The organism is Mesorhizobium shonense, from assembly GCF_040545255.1.
GTDB classification, from domain to species: Bacteria; Pseudomonadota; Alphaproteobacteria; order Rhizobiales; family Rhizobiaceae; genus Mesorhizobium; species Mesorhizobium shonense.
Map to the genome: position 1 here is coordinate 182,063 of NZ_JBEPLM010000011.1, position 15,631 is coordinate 197,693.

Annotated in this window: 11 protein-coding genes and 2 pseudogenes; 9 read left to right on the forward strand and 4 right to left on the reverse strand. The window is 63.5% G+C overall.

Annotated elements, in window-relative coordinates; genetic code table 11:
- Nucleotides 1-52 precede the first annotated feature (52 nt).
- From ABID26_RS37095 to ABID26_RS25680, 3 genes and pseudogenes are all read left to right on the forward strand, one after another.
- Nucleotides 53-191 (forward strand): annotated as a pseudogene (locus tag ABID26_RS37095) (GH25 family lysozyme); the annotation flags it as partial.
- Nucleotides 192-328: 137 nt separating this feature from the next.
- A pseudogene (locus tag ABID26_RS25675) lies at nucleotides 329-1,189 on the forward strand (glycoside hydrolase family 25 protein); the annotation flags it as partial.
- A gap of 205 nt (nucleotides 1,190-1,394) precedes the next feature.
- Nucleotides 1,395-1,865 (forward strand): YbhB/YbcL family Raf kinase inhibitor-like protein, encoded by a 471-nt coding sequence (locus ABID26_RS25680; RefSeq protein ID WP_126100548.1) that lies wholly within the window; start codon nucleotides 1,395-1,397, stop codon nucleotides 1,863-1,865.
- Between the two features lie 309 nt (nucleotides 1,866-2,174).
- Here the strand turns inward: ABID26_RS25680 and ABID26_RS25685 are convergent, their stop codons facing one another.
- From ABID26_RS25685 to ABID26_RS25700, 4 genes are all read right to left on the reverse strand, one after another.
- Entirely contained in the window at nucleotides 2,175-2,414 is a 240-nt protein-coding gene (locus tag ABID26_RS25685; RefSeq protein ID WP_430691635.1) for a hypothetical protein, read from the reverse strand.
- 360 nt (nucleotides 2,415-2,774) lie between these two features.
- Nucleotides 2,775-3,161, reverse strand: coding sequence for a VOC family protein (locus ABID26_RS25690; protein WP_126100547.1), 387 nt, complete (start codon nucleotides 3,159-3,161; stop codon nucleotides 2,775-2,777).
- A 116-nt stretch (nucleotides 3,162-3,277) separates the two neighbouring features.
- The gene (locus ABID26_RS25695; RefSeq protein ID WP_354416964.1) at nucleotides 3,278-4,015 is read right to left on the reverse strand and encodes a hypothetical protein; all 738 of its coding nucleotides are present in this window, start codon (nucleotides 4,013-4,015) and stop codon (nucleotides 3,278-3,280) included.
- Nucleotides 4,016-4,321: 306 nt separating this feature from the next.
- Nucleotides 4,322-8,113 (reverse strand): vitamin B12-dependent ribonucleotide reductase, encoded by a 3,792-nt coding sequence (locus ABID26_RS25700; RefSeq protein WP_354416965.1) that lies wholly within the window; start codon nucleotides 8,111-8,113, stop codon nucleotides 4,322-4,324.
- An 804-nt stretch (nucleotides 8,114-8,917) separates the two neighbouring features.
- Between ABID26_RS25700 and ABID26_RS25705 the strand changes: the two genes are divergently transcribed.
- From ABID26_RS25705 to ABID26_RS25730, 6 genes are all read left to right on the forward strand, one after another.
- Nucleotides 8,918-10,456, forward strand: a complete 1,539-nt coding sequence (locus tag ABID26_RS25705; RefSeq protein WP_292301751.1) for an ABC transporter substrate-binding protein — start codon at nucleotides 8,918-8,920, stop codon at nucleotides 10,454-10,456.
- A gap of 110 nt (nucleotides 10,457-10,566) precedes the next feature.
- Nucleotides 10,567-11,508: an ABC transporter permease gene (locus ABID26_RS25710; protein ID WP_292301749.1), complete on the forward strand. Its 942-nt coding sequence runs from the start codon at nucleotides 10,567-10,569 to the stop codon at nucleotides 11,506-11,508.
- Complete coding sequence (locus ABID26_RS25715; RefSeq protein WP_292373603.1) at nucleotides 11,508-12,371, forward strand: ABC transporter permease; 864 nt, start codon at nucleotides 11,508-11,510, stop codon at nucleotides 12,369-12,371. Before ABID26_RS25710 ends, ABID26_RS25715 begins: the two co-directional genes overlap by 1 nt.
- The gene (locus ABID26_RS25720; RefSeq protein ID WP_292301746.1) at nucleotides 12,371-13,591 is read left to right on the forward strand and encodes an amidohydrolase/deacetylase family metallohydrolase; all 1,221 of its coding nucleotides are present in this window, start codon (nucleotides 12,371-12,373) and stop codon (nucleotides 13,589-13,591) included. The genes ABID26_RS25715 and ABID26_RS25720 overlap by 1 nt, the downstream gene beginning before the upstream one ends.
- The gene (locus ABID26_RS25725; RefSeq protein ID WP_292373601.1) at nucleotides 13,588-14,607 is read left to right on the forward strand and encodes an ABC transporter ATP-binding protein; all 1,020 of its coding nucleotides are present in this window, start codon (nucleotides 13,588-13,590) and stop codon (nucleotides 14,605-14,607) included. The genes ABID26_RS25720 and ABID26_RS25725 overlap by 4 nt, the downstream gene beginning before the upstream one ends.
- The gene (locus ABID26_RS25730) at nucleotides 14,604-15,626 is read left to right on the forward strand and encodes an ABC transporter ATP-binding protein (RefSeq protein ID WP_292301742.1); all 1,023 of its coding nucleotides are present in this window, start codon (nucleotides 14,604-14,606) and stop codon (nucleotides 15,624-15,626) included. Before ABID26_RS25725 ends, ABID26_RS25730 begins: the two co-directional genes overlap by 4 nt.
- Nucleotides 15,627-15,631 lie beyond the last annotated feature (5 nt).

Below are 15,631 nucleotides of genomic sequence, written 5' to 3' on the forward strand. Positions count from 1 at the left end.
CCGGCGGCGCCGTTCCTGCCTTCGGTCTGTTTTGTTTTGCGTACAGGTCAAGATGCGGATTTTTGGCGTCGTCAGTTTCGTGCTCGCAGCGCTTTGCCTTGCCGGCTGCTCGTCCACGTCGGGCGTCGATGCCTTGCAGATGCCGTCCAATGAGACGACCAGCTCCGTGGTCAGGCCGAGCGCGCCGGTGACGAAGGCCGTGAGGACGGCTGAGACCGAGACAACCGTTGAGACTGCGTCGATGTCGGGCGCCACCCGCTTCGAGCCGCCTGCGCCGTTGCCCGAGGACAACGCGCGTCCTGACGACGAGAATTCGCGTCTTGACGACGAAAATTCGCGTCCTTTCGGGCTGGCCGAGGAAGAGACGGTGGCGTTTCCCACGCCCGATCTGCCAGGCAGCGTCGAGCCGCCGGTTCAGGAGGCGGCGCTCGTGTCGCCGCCGAAGCGGCTATCGCGCGCGGCACCGGCAATGATCGCGAGCCCGGTCACCCGCTACGCTTTCCGCGATGCCAAGCCGATCAATTTCGGTCGCTCCTCGCCGCGGCACCTTGCCGTGCACGGCGTTGATGTCTCGCGCTGGCAGGGCAACATCAACTGGGAAAAGCTGCGCGCCCAGGGCGCCAATTTCGCCTATATCAAGGCGACCGACGGCGGCGACCATCTCGATCCGATGTTCAGGGCGAACTGGCGCGGCGCCGATGCCGCCGGGCTGAAGCGCGGCGCCTATCATTTCTTCTACTGGTGCCGCACCGCCGGCGAGCAGGCCGACTGGTTCATCCGCAACGTGCCGCGGGTCGAGGGCGCGCTGCCGCCGGTAATCGATGTCGAGTGGAACGGCGACTCCTCCTGCAGGCGGCGGCCCTCGCGCGAAAAGGTGCTGGAGAAGATGCAGGTGTTCATGGACAAGCTGGAACGCCATTACGGCCAGCGGCCCATCATCTACACCAGCCCCGACTTCTATCGCGACAACCTGCGCGGCGCCTTCCTCGACTATCCGTTCTGGCTGCGCGCGGTGGCCGCGCATCCCTCAAAGGTCTATCCGGGCCGCAGATGGCTGTTCTGGCAGTATTCCGGCTCCGGCCTGTCGCATGGGGTGAGGGGACGCATCGACCTCAACGTCTTCCACGGCGACGAGCGGCAATGGCGCGCCTGGTTGGGCGGCGGGCAAATGGTGGCCGACGCGGATTAGGGTGCGTCCGCTCATGGCTGGCACGATGCGCCACGCCACGATCTCACCGCCGGCGGCTGAGCCGGCCGTCCTTCCTTAAGATCCGACAGGACGAAAACAATTCCATGCGCGCCGCAACTCGCTGGCGCCGCGGAACGATCCGGTGCGGCATTCGTTGGTGGTTGCGGGTTGCGGTCTTGCGGCGTCAAAAGCGGAAGGGACCAACATGCCATTAACACTCACCAGTCCGGCCTTCGCCGACGGCGATCCCATCCCCGAACGTTTCACCCGCGATGGCCAAAATGTTTCTCCGCCTCTGAAATGGTCCGGGATCCCTGACGGGACCAGGAGCCTGGTTCTCGTCGTGGACGACCCCGACGCACCACGCGGGACGTTCGGCCACTGGGCGGTGTTCAACATTTCGCCCGACGTCGAGCAACTCGCCGAAGGGGAGGACGGGAAACCGGGAACCGAAGCGCTCCATCAGGGGAAGAACGACTTCGGCAACGCCTCCTACGATGGCCCGGCTCCGCCCGCCGGGCATGGCGTCCACCATTACCATTTCCGGCTGGCGGCTCTCGATGTGCCGAGCCTCGGCATTCCCGGCCAGACCGGCGTCAAGGAAATCTGGAAGGAGGCCCGGCGCCACGCGATCGAGGCGGCGGAACTCGTGGGCACCTACGAACATGCCGCCTGAATGCAAAAGGTGATCTTTTCAGCTGGGCAACGCTGGCCGCATGACTCAGGAGGCCTGCAATGAACAATCCAGACCCGAACAATCCCGAACCGATGCCGGGCGATCCCAATCCCGAGCCCGCGCGGCCTCCAACTCCGCCGGAAAACCCGCCCGGAGAACCACCGGGCGTTCCTCCACCTTCACCCGATCCCATCCCGGGACCGGGGAGGGGACCCCCTGATATTCCGCCGGACGCGCCACCTGAGTTCCCGCCGGAGGAGCCGACATCTCCCAGCCCGAGGGCAGGAGAGTTCCGCCGACGTGTTCAAATCAGATCGCCGGAACCCATTTCCAGAACACGCCTTCCATCCTCTCGGGATAGTACTTGAATTCACATTCGAACCGTCGTCCGTAGCTGGCGGCGGCAGCAAGCGCTGCTTTGCTGACGGGCCGCATGCCCGTTCCCGGCGCGAACCAATCCTCCAGCAGATCGTCGGGCACATAGGCGCCGATCCTCAGCGGCAGTTGTTGCAGGACGACGTCCATTTCCTTCGGCGGCACCGCGTTCATTCCCTTCCGGCTCCTCCCGGGTGCGGTGAATTTGAAGTTCCTGCGATTGCGAAATCACACTAGTGAACTGCGTTCTCGGTCTCGAGTTCCATGAGAACCGGCAGGAACGCTTCTTCCCTTCTCCCCTTGTGGGAGAAGGTGGCCGCGAAGCGGCCGGATGAGGCATGCTGGATGGAACGCCGCCCCTTGGGCTTCGCGCCTCGTAGCGCGCCTTCGTCATCCTCGGGCTTGACCCGAGGATCCATGCCGTGACCGTTGTCGTAGCGCGCAACGGTGCAGAATTCTGAACCGCTGCAACGCCTTGATGCAATGGCATGGATTCTAGGGTCTGCGCTGCGTCGCTTCGCTCCTTGCTCCGCCCTAGAATGACGAAGCCGAAGGCTCGTTGATCATCGCCTCGATGTTGTAGCCGTCGGGATCGAGCACGAAGCAGGCGTAGTAATGCTCAGCATAATCCGGACGCGGACCGGGCGCGCCATTGTCCTTGGCACCTGCCTCGAGCGCCGCGCGATAGAACGCCTCGACCTCCGCCTTGCTCTTTGCCCGGAAGGCGACATGCAGATGGGTGAGCGGCGGCTTCCCCCCCGTGCTCTGGATCTCGAACAGACAGCCAGTGCCGACATCGAAGGCCCAGAAGATGCCGTCCTTGCCGAAGGAGAGGCCATAGCCCAGAGGCGCAAAGGCTTTTTCGTAGAAGAGCTTGCTCTTATCGAGGTCGCTGACTTCGATCGTGATGTGGTCGATCATGGCTATTTCGAAACCTTTGTAATTGGCCGTCGACATGCCCGCAGGTGTTGTACGTCGAATCCTCCCTTCTCCTAACCAGGAGAAGGGAGGAGCGGCCAGTTTCTTAGGGCTTCGGTCTACTTATCTTTCTGCTGTTTGCGACGTCCCGCCTCGTCCGCAATCAGTCGGGCTCTTATGGATTGCCACCTATCAGCAATCTCTAGGCACGAAGCTGCCAGCAGTTTTCGCCGTTGGCTATAGTTACGAGGTCCGGTGAAGATTTTCTGCGCAAAAACGTCAACGACAAAGCACAACTCCGGGCGAGGTTCGCCAGCACCAACGAACGACTCCTCCGCGTACCAATGCAGCAGGGTACCGTGGAGTGCGGAGGTTTCCGTAGTTAACGGCAGCGTTTTGCAAATGTAGGGCTTGATCAGACCGAAAGCTGATGACTTTTTTCCCACCTGCGGCAACTTGAATGAGTTCGTCGGTCGAATGCCAACCGCGACGCCCCCAAGAGAGAAACGCGGCTGATTATCTGGAATGCCGACTATCTTTGCAGCCGCAGGTAGCTTCGCCAAGCTCATGGTACGGCAAAGCTCTATTGCGTCATGCGCCGTGAGCAGCCTTTGCTCATCATGAGAGGTGGCAGGCTTACGAGACAACAGAGCTTTGTCGAGCTGCGTCAGTCGGGTGTCGTCTTTCCCATGAGACTCAATGAAATACATCATTGAGCGCTCTATCTCGTTGTAGCGCGTGTCGAGAAGGAAGTTCTTTGGTTTAATGATATCTTCGATAATCGCAGTTCTTCGGGTTGATCGCGCGAAACAATATTCAACTAATTTGTTGGCGCTTATTTGTGGCTCGATTTTCATATACGAGAAATCCTTCTCTAGATTCGTTAAGTTACGGAAAGTGCCGATGCCTTCTCGACTCTGAGATGAGAATCTCCATATAATAACCTTGTCACAGGAGATGGGATTCTCGATCTCGTCGCCCCGCGTGGGCCTCGGCTTTTCGCGGTATCCAAAGCCGATCCCGAGGGGTCGGCTTTGGTGTTTTTGAGCGCATTCGCGCAATTTAAAGTCTTTAAGGCTGTTTCCCTTTTTGTTCCCTTTGCCATTTCGGCCCGATCTTACGACCGGGCCGATGATGTTGCGTTTTAGTTAGCGTTTCAGATTTCAGCTGCACCCGCTCGTCGAACCACAGGTGTCGCACTTCTCGCAGGTGCCGTTCCGCACCATGGTGAAGTTGTGGCATTCGGAGCATTCGTTGCCGGTGTAGCCCTGCAGCAGCGACTGCTGGCGACGGGTCGCGGCGAGCTTCTTCGCTTCGGCCGCTTCGTTGGCGGCGGCGTCGGTGAAGAGTGCCTCGGCGCCGCCGGCGGCTTCGGCTTCCTGTTCCACCATCTCCTCGGCCAGTTCCCTGGCGCGCTCCTCATAGTCGCGCTTGTAGGCGAGGGCTTCGTCGCTCGCTGGCTTCAGCGCCAGCACGTTGGAGCCGGCGAAGGCGGTAGGTGCTGCGCGGGCAGGGGCGGGCGTCGGGGCCGAGCCGCCAAAGCCCTTGGGTTCGCTGCCGATGCCCGACACCAGCTTCACCGGCGAGGCGCCGCGATAGAGACCCTTGGAGAAGGGCGTTGCCTTGCCTTCGGTGATGCCGCGGCCGAGCGCGGTCTTGTCGAAGTCCGACTGGTCGACATGGGCGAGGTCGTGGCGGCCGAGATAGGACACGGCGAGCTCGCGGAACACGTAGTCGAGGATCGACGTCGCGTTCTTGATCGCGTCGTTGCCCTGCACCATGCCGGCCGGCTCGAACTTGGTGAAGGTGAAGGCCTCGACATATTCGTCGAGCGGCACGCCGTATTGCAGGCCAAGCGAGATGGCGATGGCGAAGTTGTTCATCATCGCGCGGAAGGCGGCGCCTTCCTTGTGCATGTCGATGAAGATCTCGCCGAGGCGGCCGTCGTCGAACTCGCCGGTCCTGAGATACACCTTGTGGCCGCCGACCACTGCCTTCTGCGTGTAGCCCTTGCGGCGGTTCGGCAGCTTTTCGCGGTCGCGGTAGAGACGCTCCACCACGCGCTCGACGATCTTTTCCGTCACCTGCACGGCGCGCTGCGCGGCGGGCGCCGCGATCAGCTGCTCGACAGCCTCGTCCTCATCCTCGTCGTCATCGGCGAGCAGCGAGGCGTTGAGCGGCTGCGACAGCTTCGAGCCGTCGCGGTAGAGCGCGTTGGCCTTCAGCGCCAGCTTCCAGGACAGCATGTAGGCGTTCTTGGCGTCCTCGACCGTCGCCTCGTTCGGCATGTTGATGGTCTTGGAGATGGCGCCCGAGATGAAGGGCTGCGCCGCAGCCATCATCAGGATGTGGCTCTGGATCGACAGCGACCGCTTGCCGATCTTGCCGCAGGGGCTGGCGCAGTCGAACACCGCGAGATGTTCGGCCTTGAGGAAGGGGGCGCCCTCCAGCGTCATCGCACCGCAGACATGGATGTTGGCGGCGTCGATGTCCTTCTTCGAGAAGCCTAGCGCCGGCAGCATCTCGAAGGAGAAGTCGCCGAGCTGCTCATCGGTGAAGCCAAGCGTCTCCTTCACCCAGTCGGCGCCCAGCGTCCACTGGTTGAACACGAACTTGATGTCGAAGGCCGACTTCAGCGCCGCGTTCAGCGCCGCGATCTTCTCGTCGGTGAAGCCCTTGGCCTTCAGCGTCGACGGGTTGATGCCGGGCGCCTGGTTGAGGTTGCCGTGGCCGACCGCATAGGCCTCGATCTCGGCGATCTGGCTCTCGGAATAGGCCAGCGTGCGAAGCGCTTCCGGCACGGCGCGGTTGATGATCTTGAAGTAGCCGCCGCCGGCGAGCTTCTTGAACTTCACCAGTGCGAAATCGGGCTCGATGCCGGTGGTGTCGCAGTCCATGACCAAGCCGATCGTGCCGGTCGGCGCGATCACGGTCGCCTGCGCGTTGCGGTAGCCATGTTCCTCGCCGAGCTCGATGGCGCGGTCCCAGGCGGCGCGGGCATGCTCGGCCAGCGCCTGCTGCTTGAGGTCGGACGCGACCAGCGGCACCGGGTTGACGGCGAGCTTCTCGTAGCCGTCCTTGTCGCCATAAGCGGCGCGGCGGTGGTTGCGCATGACGCGCAGCATGTTCTGAGCGTTGCGGTCGTAGTCCGGGAAGGCGCCGAGCTCGGAGGCCATCTCGGCCGAGGTCGAATAGGCGACGCCGGTCATGATCGCGGTGAGCGCGGCGCAGATGGCGCGGCCCTCGTCGGAGTCGTAGGGAATGCCCGAGGTCATCAGCAGGCCGCCGATATTGGCGTAGCCGAGGCCGAGCGTGCGGTAGTCGTAGGAGAGCTTGGCGATCTCCTTCGACGGGAACTGCGCCATCATCACCGAGATTTCGAGCACGATGGTCCACAGCCGCACGGTGTGCTCGTAAGCCGCGATGTCGATCATGCCGTCTGCCTTGCGGTAGGGCAGGAGGTTGATCGAGGCGAGGTTGCAGGCCGTGTCGTCGAGGAACATGTATTCCGAGCACGGGTTGGAGGCTCGGATCGCACCGGCGGAGGCGCAGGTGTGCCAGTCGTTCATCGTCGTGTTGAAGTGCAGGCCGGGATCCGCCGACGCCCAGGCGGCGTAGCCGATCTTTTCCCACAGGTCCTTGGCCTTCAGGGTCTTCAGCACCTTGCCGTCCTTGCGGGCGGTAAGCTGCCAGTCGCCATCGGCCTCGACAGCGCGCAGGAAGTTGTCCTTCAGCGACACCGAGTTGTTGGAGTTCTGGCCGGAGACGGTGAGGTAGGCGTCCGAATCCCAGTCGGTATCGTAGGTCTTGAACGACATCGAGGTGTAGCCCTGGCGGGCGAACTGGATGACGCGGTAGATGTAGTTCTCCGGCACGGCGTCCTTCTTGGCCGCCTTGATCTCGCGCTTCAGCGCGGTGTTCAAAGCCGGGTCGAAGCAGTCGTCGCCATCGCCTTCGCAATTGACGCAGGCCTTCATGATCGCTTCGAGGTGCTTCTTGACGATCTTGGAGCCGGTGACCAGGGAGGCGACCTTCTGCTCCTCATTGACCTTCCAGTCGATGAATTCCTCGATGTCGGGATGGTCGGCGTCGACGATCACCATCTTGGCGGCGCGGCGCGTCGTGCCGCCCGACTTGATGGCGCCGGCGGCGCGGTCGCCGATCTTGAGGAAGCTCATCAGGCCCGACGAGCGGCCGCCGCCGGAAAGCTTCTCGCCTTCGCCGCGCAGCATCGAGAAATTCGAGCCGGTGCCGGAGCCATATTTGAACAGGCGCGCCTCGCGCACCCACAGGTCCATGATGCCGCCCTCGTTGACGAGGTCGTCCTGCACGCTCTGGATGAAGCAGGCATGCGGCTGCGGGTGCTCATAGGCCGACTTCGACTTGGTCAGCTTGCCGGTGAAGGGGTCGACATAGAAATGGCCCTGGCTCGGACCGTCGATGCCATAGGCCCAGTGCAGGCCGGTGTTGAACCACTGCGGCGAGTTCGGCGCGACGCGCTGGGTGGCGAGCATATAGGCGAGCTCGTCGCGGAAGGCGCGCGCGTCCTCTTCCGACTTGAAGTAGCCGCCCTTCCAGCCCCAATAGGTCCAGGTGCCGGACAGCCGGTCGAAGACCTGGCGGGCATCGGTTTCCGACCCATAGCGTTCAGCCTCCGGGAGCTTGGCGAGTTCGGCCTCGTCGGCGACCGAGCGCCACAGGAAGGAGGGAACGTCGTTCTCCTCGACCTTCTTCAGGCGCGCAGGCACGCCGGCCTTGCGGAAATACTTTTGCGCCAGGATGTCGGCCGCGACCTGGCTGAATTGGGCCGGCACATCGATGTTGTCGAGGCGGAACACCACCGAGCCGTCGGGATTCTTGATCTCCGACAGGGCCTTGCGGAATTCGATCTCCGCGTAAGCTGCCCTTTCTTGACCTGCTTGTTCTGGCTTGGTGAAGCGACGCTCGATGCGCATTGGTCCGGTCCCCTTTTGTCTACATATAGCGCTTTTCCCCAGGGATTTCTGCCCCGCATGGCTAAAAGCGCAGTCCGCCGTTTGCCGGCATCGCAGGCGACGCCGGCACTCTCCTCGTCGCAAGTGCCGGCATGCAGACAGCAATACGCTTCCCCAAGCGCTTACCCGGGCTGCAGACCGACCCTCGCGGGTCCCTAACTGAAACTTTTGTCGATTCCCTCAGAAGAGGGAGGTTCACACTATCTAGGGTCGAGCCTGCCTGCAAACACTAAATATAGTGTTAACAGATCATTTTTTCAAGGCCGACAATTCTCCCTTTCGCCCACCCAAGCCCCAACATTCCCAACGCTTCCGCCGGCCTCGTGAACAGGCGGAAATGCGGGCAAAACGCACAAAATCCGGGAAAAAAGACCGGCCTCTGAACTTTCCGGTCACGCCCGCAACAGGAGCGCATGGCCTATAAAAAGCGACTCGTTCTGACCCGTCAAGGATTCGTTTTTGTAGGTTTTGTGACCCCCAATATGTTGTGTGTCACATATGTGGATAACGGGGACAGAAACGGCCGACGCGGAATTCGCTTCGGCCCGATTGAAAGCCGCTCCGCACCGCAAATCGCGACCCGTTCCGCGCCCCCTGACGACGCGAACATGCTCAAGCGCCTTGTGCGGCGAGCGCCCGACCCGTGTTCCAGACGCAACCATTGCAAATTCCGAAAGACCTTGACGCAGCGATATCCCGATGCACTAATTAGTCCGTAACTAAGATATAAATTCCATAAATATGGAATAGCAGAAGGGAACCAAGATGAAGCGCTTCGTGAAAATTGCTGCTTCGCTGGCGGCGCTTGTGCTTTCGGCAACGGGCACAGCGTGGGCCGAGCCTGCCAAGGGCGGCGTCATCGACGTGGCCACGATCGGCGAGCCGCCGACACTCGATCCGATGGCGTCGACGGCCGATCTCGTCGGCATCGTCACCCAGCACATTTATGAGACGCTTTACACCTTCGACAAGGATTGGGGCATCACTCCGCTTCTCGCGGCCGACATGCCGCAGATTTCGCCCGACGGGCTCGTCTACACGATCAAGCTGAGGGCCGGCGTGAAGTTCCACGACGGCAGCGATATGGACGCCACGGACGTCATCGCGTCGCTGCAGCGCTGGATGAAGATCGCCACCCGCGGCAAGCAGGCCGCCGAGGTGATCGCCTCGGTCGACAAGGTCGACGACAACACGGTCAAGATCACGCTCAAAAAACCCTTCGCGCCGCTGCTGGCGCTGCTGTCGCTGAACAACGCGGCCGCCATCATCATTCCTTCTGAGAACGCCAAGCAGGACCCGCTGACCAGCTTTGTCGGCACCGGGCCCTACATGCTGAAGGACCGCAAGCCCGACCAGTTCATCCAGCTTGCCCGTTTCGACGGCTACAAGTCGCGCGACGGCGAGCCGAACGGCTATGGCGGCGCCAGGAAGCAGTATCTCGACGAAATCCGTTTCGTGCCGGTTCCCGACGCCAACACGCGCGTGGAAGGGGCGGTCGCCGGCCAGTTCGCTTATGCCGACGCGCTTCCCGTCGAATCCTTCGACAAGATCTCCGGCGGCAAGACTGCGCCCGTCATCCTGAAACCGTTCGGCTGGCCGGTCTTTGTCCTCAACACCAAGCAGGGGCCGAACAGCGACATCCGTATCCGCAAGGCGATCCAGGCAGCGCTTGCCCCCAACGACATGCTGCTCGCGGCGTTCGGTTCCAAGGATTTCTTCGCCGCCGACGGCGCGCTCTATCCGGAAGGCTATGCCTGGCACAGCGATGCCGGCACCGAAGCCTACAAGCCGGATGGCGACACCGAGGCGGCCGCGACCCTGCTGAAGGAGGCCGGCTATGACGGCAAGCCGCTGCGCATCCTCACCAGCCGCCAGTACGAGTTCCACTACAAGATGGCGCAGGTCGCGGCGGAATATCTCAAGGCCGCGGGCTTCCAGGTCAAGCTGGACGTGGTCGAGTGGGCGACGCTGACCAAGAACCGCACCGATCCGGCGCTCTGGGACATCTACATCACCCACAGCCCGTTCCTGCCCGAGCCGTCGCTGACCGGCATCATGTCGGACTCTTCGCCCGGATGGTGGGTCTCCGATCGCAAGCACAAGGTGCTCGACGCCTTCAACGCCGAGCCCGATCCGGCCAAGCGCGTCACATTGTTCGCGGATGTCCAGAAGGCGGTCCTCGACGAGGTTCCGGCAGTCAAGATCGGCGACTTCAACGCACTGGCCGCCCAGGCGCCGACGCTCAAGGGCGTGACCCCGGCGCCGTGGCCGTATTTCTGGAACGCTTATCTCGAAGGCAAGTAGGTTTCCTCCCGCATGTCCCGGCGCGCAACCGGGGCAGGCAACAGGGTGCCGGCCAGTTACGGTCGGCACCCAAAAACTTCGCTAGACCACCGAAGAGAGGCTGAACGCCGATGCTGCGCTCTATCCTCAACAGGCTTCTCGGCATGATCGTCGTGATGGCGCTGGTCGTCACCATCGTCTTTGTCATCGTGCGGATAACACCCGGCGATCCGGCCGCCGTGATGCTCGGCCCGGATGCATCCGCCGCCGACATCGCGGCACTCCGCTCCAGGCTCGGACTCGACGGCTCGATCCTGGAGCAGTTCGGACGCTACGTGCTTGGCGTCGTTCAAGGCGATTTCGGCCAGTCGATCTTCCTCAACGAGCCGGTCACGACAGCGCTCGCCCAGCGCGCCGAGCCCACCTTCTTTCTCACCGTGTTCTCGCTGCTGATCGCGACGGCGATCGCCTTGCCTGTCGGGATCCTCGCCGCCTACAAGCGCGGCTCGATCTTCGACCAGGCGACGACGACGGTCGCCATGTTCGCGGCCAGCGTGCCGAGCTTCTGGCTGGGTCTTTTGTTCATCCAGTTCTTCGCCGTCCGGCTCGGCTGGTTCGACACGTCGGGCTATGGCGGGCCGGGCGCATCCTTCATTGTGCGGTTGAACCATCTCGTGCTGCCGGCGCTGGCGCTCGGCCTGGTCAGCTCGGCGCTGATCACGCGCTTCACCCGCGCCTCGATGCTCGACGTGCTCAACGACGATTACGTGCGCACCGCGCGCTCGAAAGGCATGAGCGAATGGCGCGTCGTGCTGAAGCACGCCTTCAAAAACGCGCTGATCCCGATCATCACCGTCATCGGGCTCACTGCCGCGCTGCTCATCTCGGGAGCCGTGGTGACCGAAACGGTATTCGGCCTGCCGGGCGTCGGCAGTCTCGTCGTGTCGGCGGTGCTCAGGCGCGACTATCCCGTCATCCAGGGCGCGCTGCTGGTCATTGCCGGCCTCTATGTGCTGGTCAATTTCGCCATCGACATGCTCTACCTCGTCGTCGACCCAAGGGTTCGCTACTGATGGCCGCGATCTCCGTCCCGATCCACTCCGAACCCAACATCCTGTCGCGGCTGATTGGCCGGCCGACATCGGCAATCGGCCTGATCGTGCTCGTGGTCATCGTTCTGGCGGCGATCCTGGCGCCGGTCATCGCGCCCTATGCGCCGTCGAAACTCTCGATCGCCAGCCGGCTGCATCCGCCTAGCCTCGATCATCTGTTCGGCACCGACGATCTCGGTCGGGACGTGTTCACCCGCATGCTCTATGCCGCGCGCACCTCGCTCAGCGTCGGTTTTGCGGTGGTCGTGCTGTCGTCGATCATCGGCACCATCTTGGGGCTGACGGCAGGCTATTTCAAACGTCTCGACACGCCGGTATCGCGGCTGATCGATGCCGTGATGGCGTTCCCGGACATCCTGCTGGCGATCGCGCTGGTCGCCGCGCTCGGCCCGACGGCGGTCAATGTCGTGGCGGCGCTGGGCATCGTCTATGCGCCAAGGATCGCTCGCGTCGTGCGAGCCTCGACGCTGGTCATCCGCGAGCTTCCTTATGTGGAAGCGGCGCGGGCGCTCGGCGTGCCGACACCGGTCATCCTGATCCGTCACGTGCTGCGCAATGTCACTTCGCCGCTCCTGGTGCAGGGCACCTTCATCTTCGCCAATGCCATCCTGGCGGAGGCCGGCCTGTCCTTCCTCGGCGTCGGCATTTCGCCCGACATTCCGACCTGGGGCACGATGATCGCCACCGGCCGCCAGTACATGGACCAGGCCGGTTGGGTGATGATGTTCCCTGGCGCGGCGATCGTCGTGACGGTGCTGTCGCTGCAGCTCCTCGGCGACGGGCTGCGCGATCTTCTCGATCCACGTCTCGCCAAGGATATCTGATGTTTGCAAACCGTTTCCCCCGGGCCGACCGGCCATTGCTGATCAAGGGCGCCAGACCCGTCGGGTTCGGCGACGGCTTCGATCAGCCGATCGACGTCATGATCGACGAGCATGGGCGGATCGCCGAAGCTGCCTCCGCCATAGCCGCCGGCGATGGTGTAGAGACCGTCGACGCCAAAGGTATGTTTTTGTCGCCGGGCTGGACCGATCTCCATGTCCATGTCTGGTATGGCGGCACCGATATCTCGCTGCGCCCCGAACAATGCGGCGCTGCGCGCGGCGTGACCACCATGGTCGACGCCGGCTCGGCCGGCGAGGCTAATTTCCACGGCTTCCGTGAGTTCATCATCGAGCCCGCGAAGGAGAACGTCTACGCCTTCCTCAACATCGGCTCGATCGGCCTTGTCGCCTGCAACCGCGTCAGCGAGCTGATCGACATGCGCTCGATCGATTTCGACCGGATCATCGCCACGGTCGAGGCCAATCGCGACGTCATCATCGGGCTGAAGGTCCGCGCCAGCCACGTCATCACCGGCGGCTGGGACCTGACGCCGCTGCGGCTGGCCAAGAAGCTCGGCCGCATCCTGAAACTGCCGATCATGGTGCATGTCGGCGAGCCGCCGCCGCTCTATGACGACGTGCTCGGCCTCTTGAGCGAGGGCGACATCGTCACCCATTGCTTCAACGGCAAGGCCGGCGGCTCGATCATCGAGGACGACGACCTCTACCGGCTCGCCGAGCAGGCGGCGGCGCGCGGCATCGTGCTCGATGTCGGCCATGGCGGGGCGTCTTTCTCCTTCGATGTCGCCAAGGCCGCGCTCGAGCGCGGCCTGCCGCCGGCGACGATCTCAACCGACCTCCACAACCGATCGCTCGACACCTCCGTCTGGGACATGGCCACCACCATGTCCAAGCTTTTGTCGCTTGGCATGAAATTCGAGGACGTGGTGGCGGCATCGACCACGGCTCCCCGCCGCGCTATCCGCCTGCCGACCGAAAGGCTGCTGGACAAAGGCAAGCCGGCGGAATTCACGCTGTTCGACGTCGTCGACGCGGACCTGACCGTGCGCGATTCGCAAGGCGCTTTGAGCACGCTGCATCGCCTGTTCGAACCGCGCCATGCCATCCTGGGCGCAGAAGCTGTTGCCGCGCATCGCCATGTGCCGGCGGAAGGCGAGGGTGGTTCCCATGCCTGTCCGCATTGCGGGTGGAAATCATGACCGAGCCTTTAGCCAGCGACGTCATCCTCTCGGTCCGCGATCTCAAGACCTGGTTCGTGACGCGCCGGGTGACGGCGAAGGCGGTCGATGGCGTGACCTTCGATCTGAAGCGCGGCAGGACGCTGGCGGTGGTTGGCGAATCCGGCTCCGGCAAGTCGGTCACCGGCCTCTCCATCATGGGGCTGCTGTCGCGGCCGGGCCGCATTGCCGGCGGCAGCATCCTGTTTCGCGACCGGCAGGAGCGCGTCCACGACCTCGCCGGCTTCGGCCAGCGGCAGTTCCGCAAGCTGCGCGGCAGCGAGATCGCGATGATCTTCCAGGAACCGATGACCAGTCTGAACCCGCTGTTCACCGTCGGCGACCAGATCGGCGAGATGATCGCGCTGCACGAGCTGGTTGACCACCGCGAGGCGCGCAGGCGCGCTTTAGCCATGCTGAAACATGTCGAAATCCCCGACGCGGAATCGCGCCTGGACGACTATCCGCACCAGATGTCGGGCGGCATGCGGCAACGGGTCATGATCGCCATGGCGCTGTCCTGCAGCCCCTCGCTCTTGATCGCCGATGAGCCGACGACCGCGCTCGACGTCACCATCCAGGCGCAGATCCTCGATCTGTTGCGCCGGCTGCAGGCCGAGATGGGCATGTCGATCCTCTTCATCACCCACAATCTCGGCGTGGTGGCCGAGATCGCCCACGATGTCGTCGTCATGTATGGCGGCCGCGTCGTCGAGCAGGCGCCGGTCAACGATCTCTTCGCGCATCAGCGCCATCCCTACACCAAGGGCCTGCTTGCCAGTACGCCGAATGCAGCGCGCGACATCGATGCAGCCGGGCAACGCCATGCGCTGCATTCGATCCCCGGCAGCGTGCCGCCGATCACCGACCTGCCGCCAGGCTGCGCCTTCGAGCCACGCTGCGATTTCGCCATCGCGCCTTGCCGGGCCGCGCCGCCGCCGCTTGTGCCCGCCGGTCCGCATGGTGCGTCCCGCTGCATCCGGAGCGCCGAGCTATGAGCCCTGCCACATCCGTCGAGGCGAAGCCCCTGCTCAGCGTGCGGGGCCTGACCAAGCATTTCCCGGCCAGGGGCGGCCGCATCGTCCACGCCGTCGAGGATGTCAGCTTCGACATCCAGCGCGGCTCGACCGTCGGCCTCGTCGGCGAATCCGGGTCCGGCAAGACCACCGCCGGCCGCGCGCTGCTGCGACTGATCGAGCCGACCGGCGGCAAGGCGCTGTTCGACGGCGTGGACCTGTTCTCGCTGTCGCAGCGCGAGATGCGCGGCTACCGGCAAAGGCTGCAGATCGTCTTCCAGGATCCGTTTTCGAGCCTCAATCCGCGCATGCGGATTGGCGCCATCATCGCCGAGGCCCTTGACGCGGCCGGCTATCCGCGTGGCAGGCGGCGCGCCGAACGCGTCGGCGAGTTGCTGACGCTGGTTGGTCTCACGCCGGAGCATGCCGGCCGCTACCCGCATGAATTCTCCGGCGGCCAGCGCCAGCGCATCGGCGTTGCGCGGGCACTTGCCGTCGAACCGCAATTCATCGTCGCCGACGAGCCTGTCTCGGCGCTCGATGTTTCCGTGCAGGCACAGGTGCTCAACCTGTTCGGCGACCTGCAAAAGAAGCTCGGGCTCACCCTTCTGTTCATCGCGCATGACCTGTCGGTGGTCGAATATCTCTGCGACGAAGTGGTGGTCATGTATCTCGGCCGCGTCATGGAGCGTGGGCCGAGCCGGCTTGTCTATGCCGCGCCGCGCCATCCTTACACCAGGGCGCTGCTCGCAACGGCGCCGGTGCCCGACCCGTCGCGCCGCCGCACGCATACGCCTTTGCACGGCGACATCCCGAGCCCGATCGCGCCGCCCTCCGGCTGCGTCTTCCGCACCCGCTGCCCCGAAGCCGTCGCCGCCTGCGCGCAAGCCGTTCCGCCGGTCGAGCATATTGGCGGAGGACACCACGTGGCGTGCATCCGCCACAATGAGAAGCTGCCTGATCTGAACCGGGTTGACCACCACCGGGATGCTGCCCTTTAGATCAT

What these genes read in the sequence shown, in the direction of transcription:
- ABID26_RS25680 (WP_126100548.1), top strand. Translation starts at nt 1,395, where the DNA reads ATGCCATTAACACTCACCAGTCCGGCCTTCGCCGACGGCGATCCCATC.
- ABID26_RS25685 (WP_430691635.1), bottom strand. Translation starts at nt 2,414, where the DNA reads ATGAACGCGGTGCCGCCGAAGGAAATGGACGTCGTCCTGCAACAACTG.
- ABID26_RS25690 (WP_126100547.1), bottom strand. Translation starts at nt 3,161, where the DNA reads ATGATCGACCACATCACGATCGAAGTCAGCGACCTCGATAAGAGCAAG.
- ABID26_RS25695 (WP_354416964.1), bottom strand. Translation starts at nt 4,015, where the DNA reads ATGAAAATCGAGCCACAAATAAGCGCCAACAAATTAGTTGAATATTGT.
- ABID26_RS25700 (WP_354416965.1), bottom strand. Translation starts at nt 8,113, where the DNA reads ATGCGCATCGAGCGTCGCTTCACCAAGCCAGAACAAGCAGGTCAAGAA.
- ABID26_RS25705 (WP_292301751.1), top strand. Translation starts at nt 8,918, where the DNA reads ATGAAGCGCTTCGTGAAAATTGCTGCTTCGCTGGCGGCGCTTGTGCTT.
- ABID26_RS25710 (WP_292301749.1), top strand. Translation starts at nt 10,567, where the DNA reads ATGCTGCGCTCTATCCTCAACAGGCTTCTCGGCATGATCGTCGTGATG.
- ABID26_RS25715 (WP_292373603.1), top strand. Translation starts at nt 11,508, where the DNA reads ATGGCCGCGATCTCCGTCCCGATCCACTCCGAACCCAACATCCTGTCG.
- ABID26_RS25720 (WP_292301746.1), top strand. Translation starts at nt 12,371, where the DNA reads ATGTTTGCAAACCGTTTCCCCCGGGCCGACCGGCCATTGCTGATCAAG.
- ABID26_RS25725 (WP_292373601.1), top strand. Translation starts at nt 13,588, where the DNA reads ATGACCGAGCCTTTAGCCAGCGACGTCATCCTCTCGGTCCGCGATCTC.
- ABID26_RS25730 (WP_292301742.1), top strand. Translation starts at nt 14,604, where the DNA reads ATGAGCCCTGCCACATCCGTCGAGGCGAAGCCCCTGCTCAGCGTGCGG.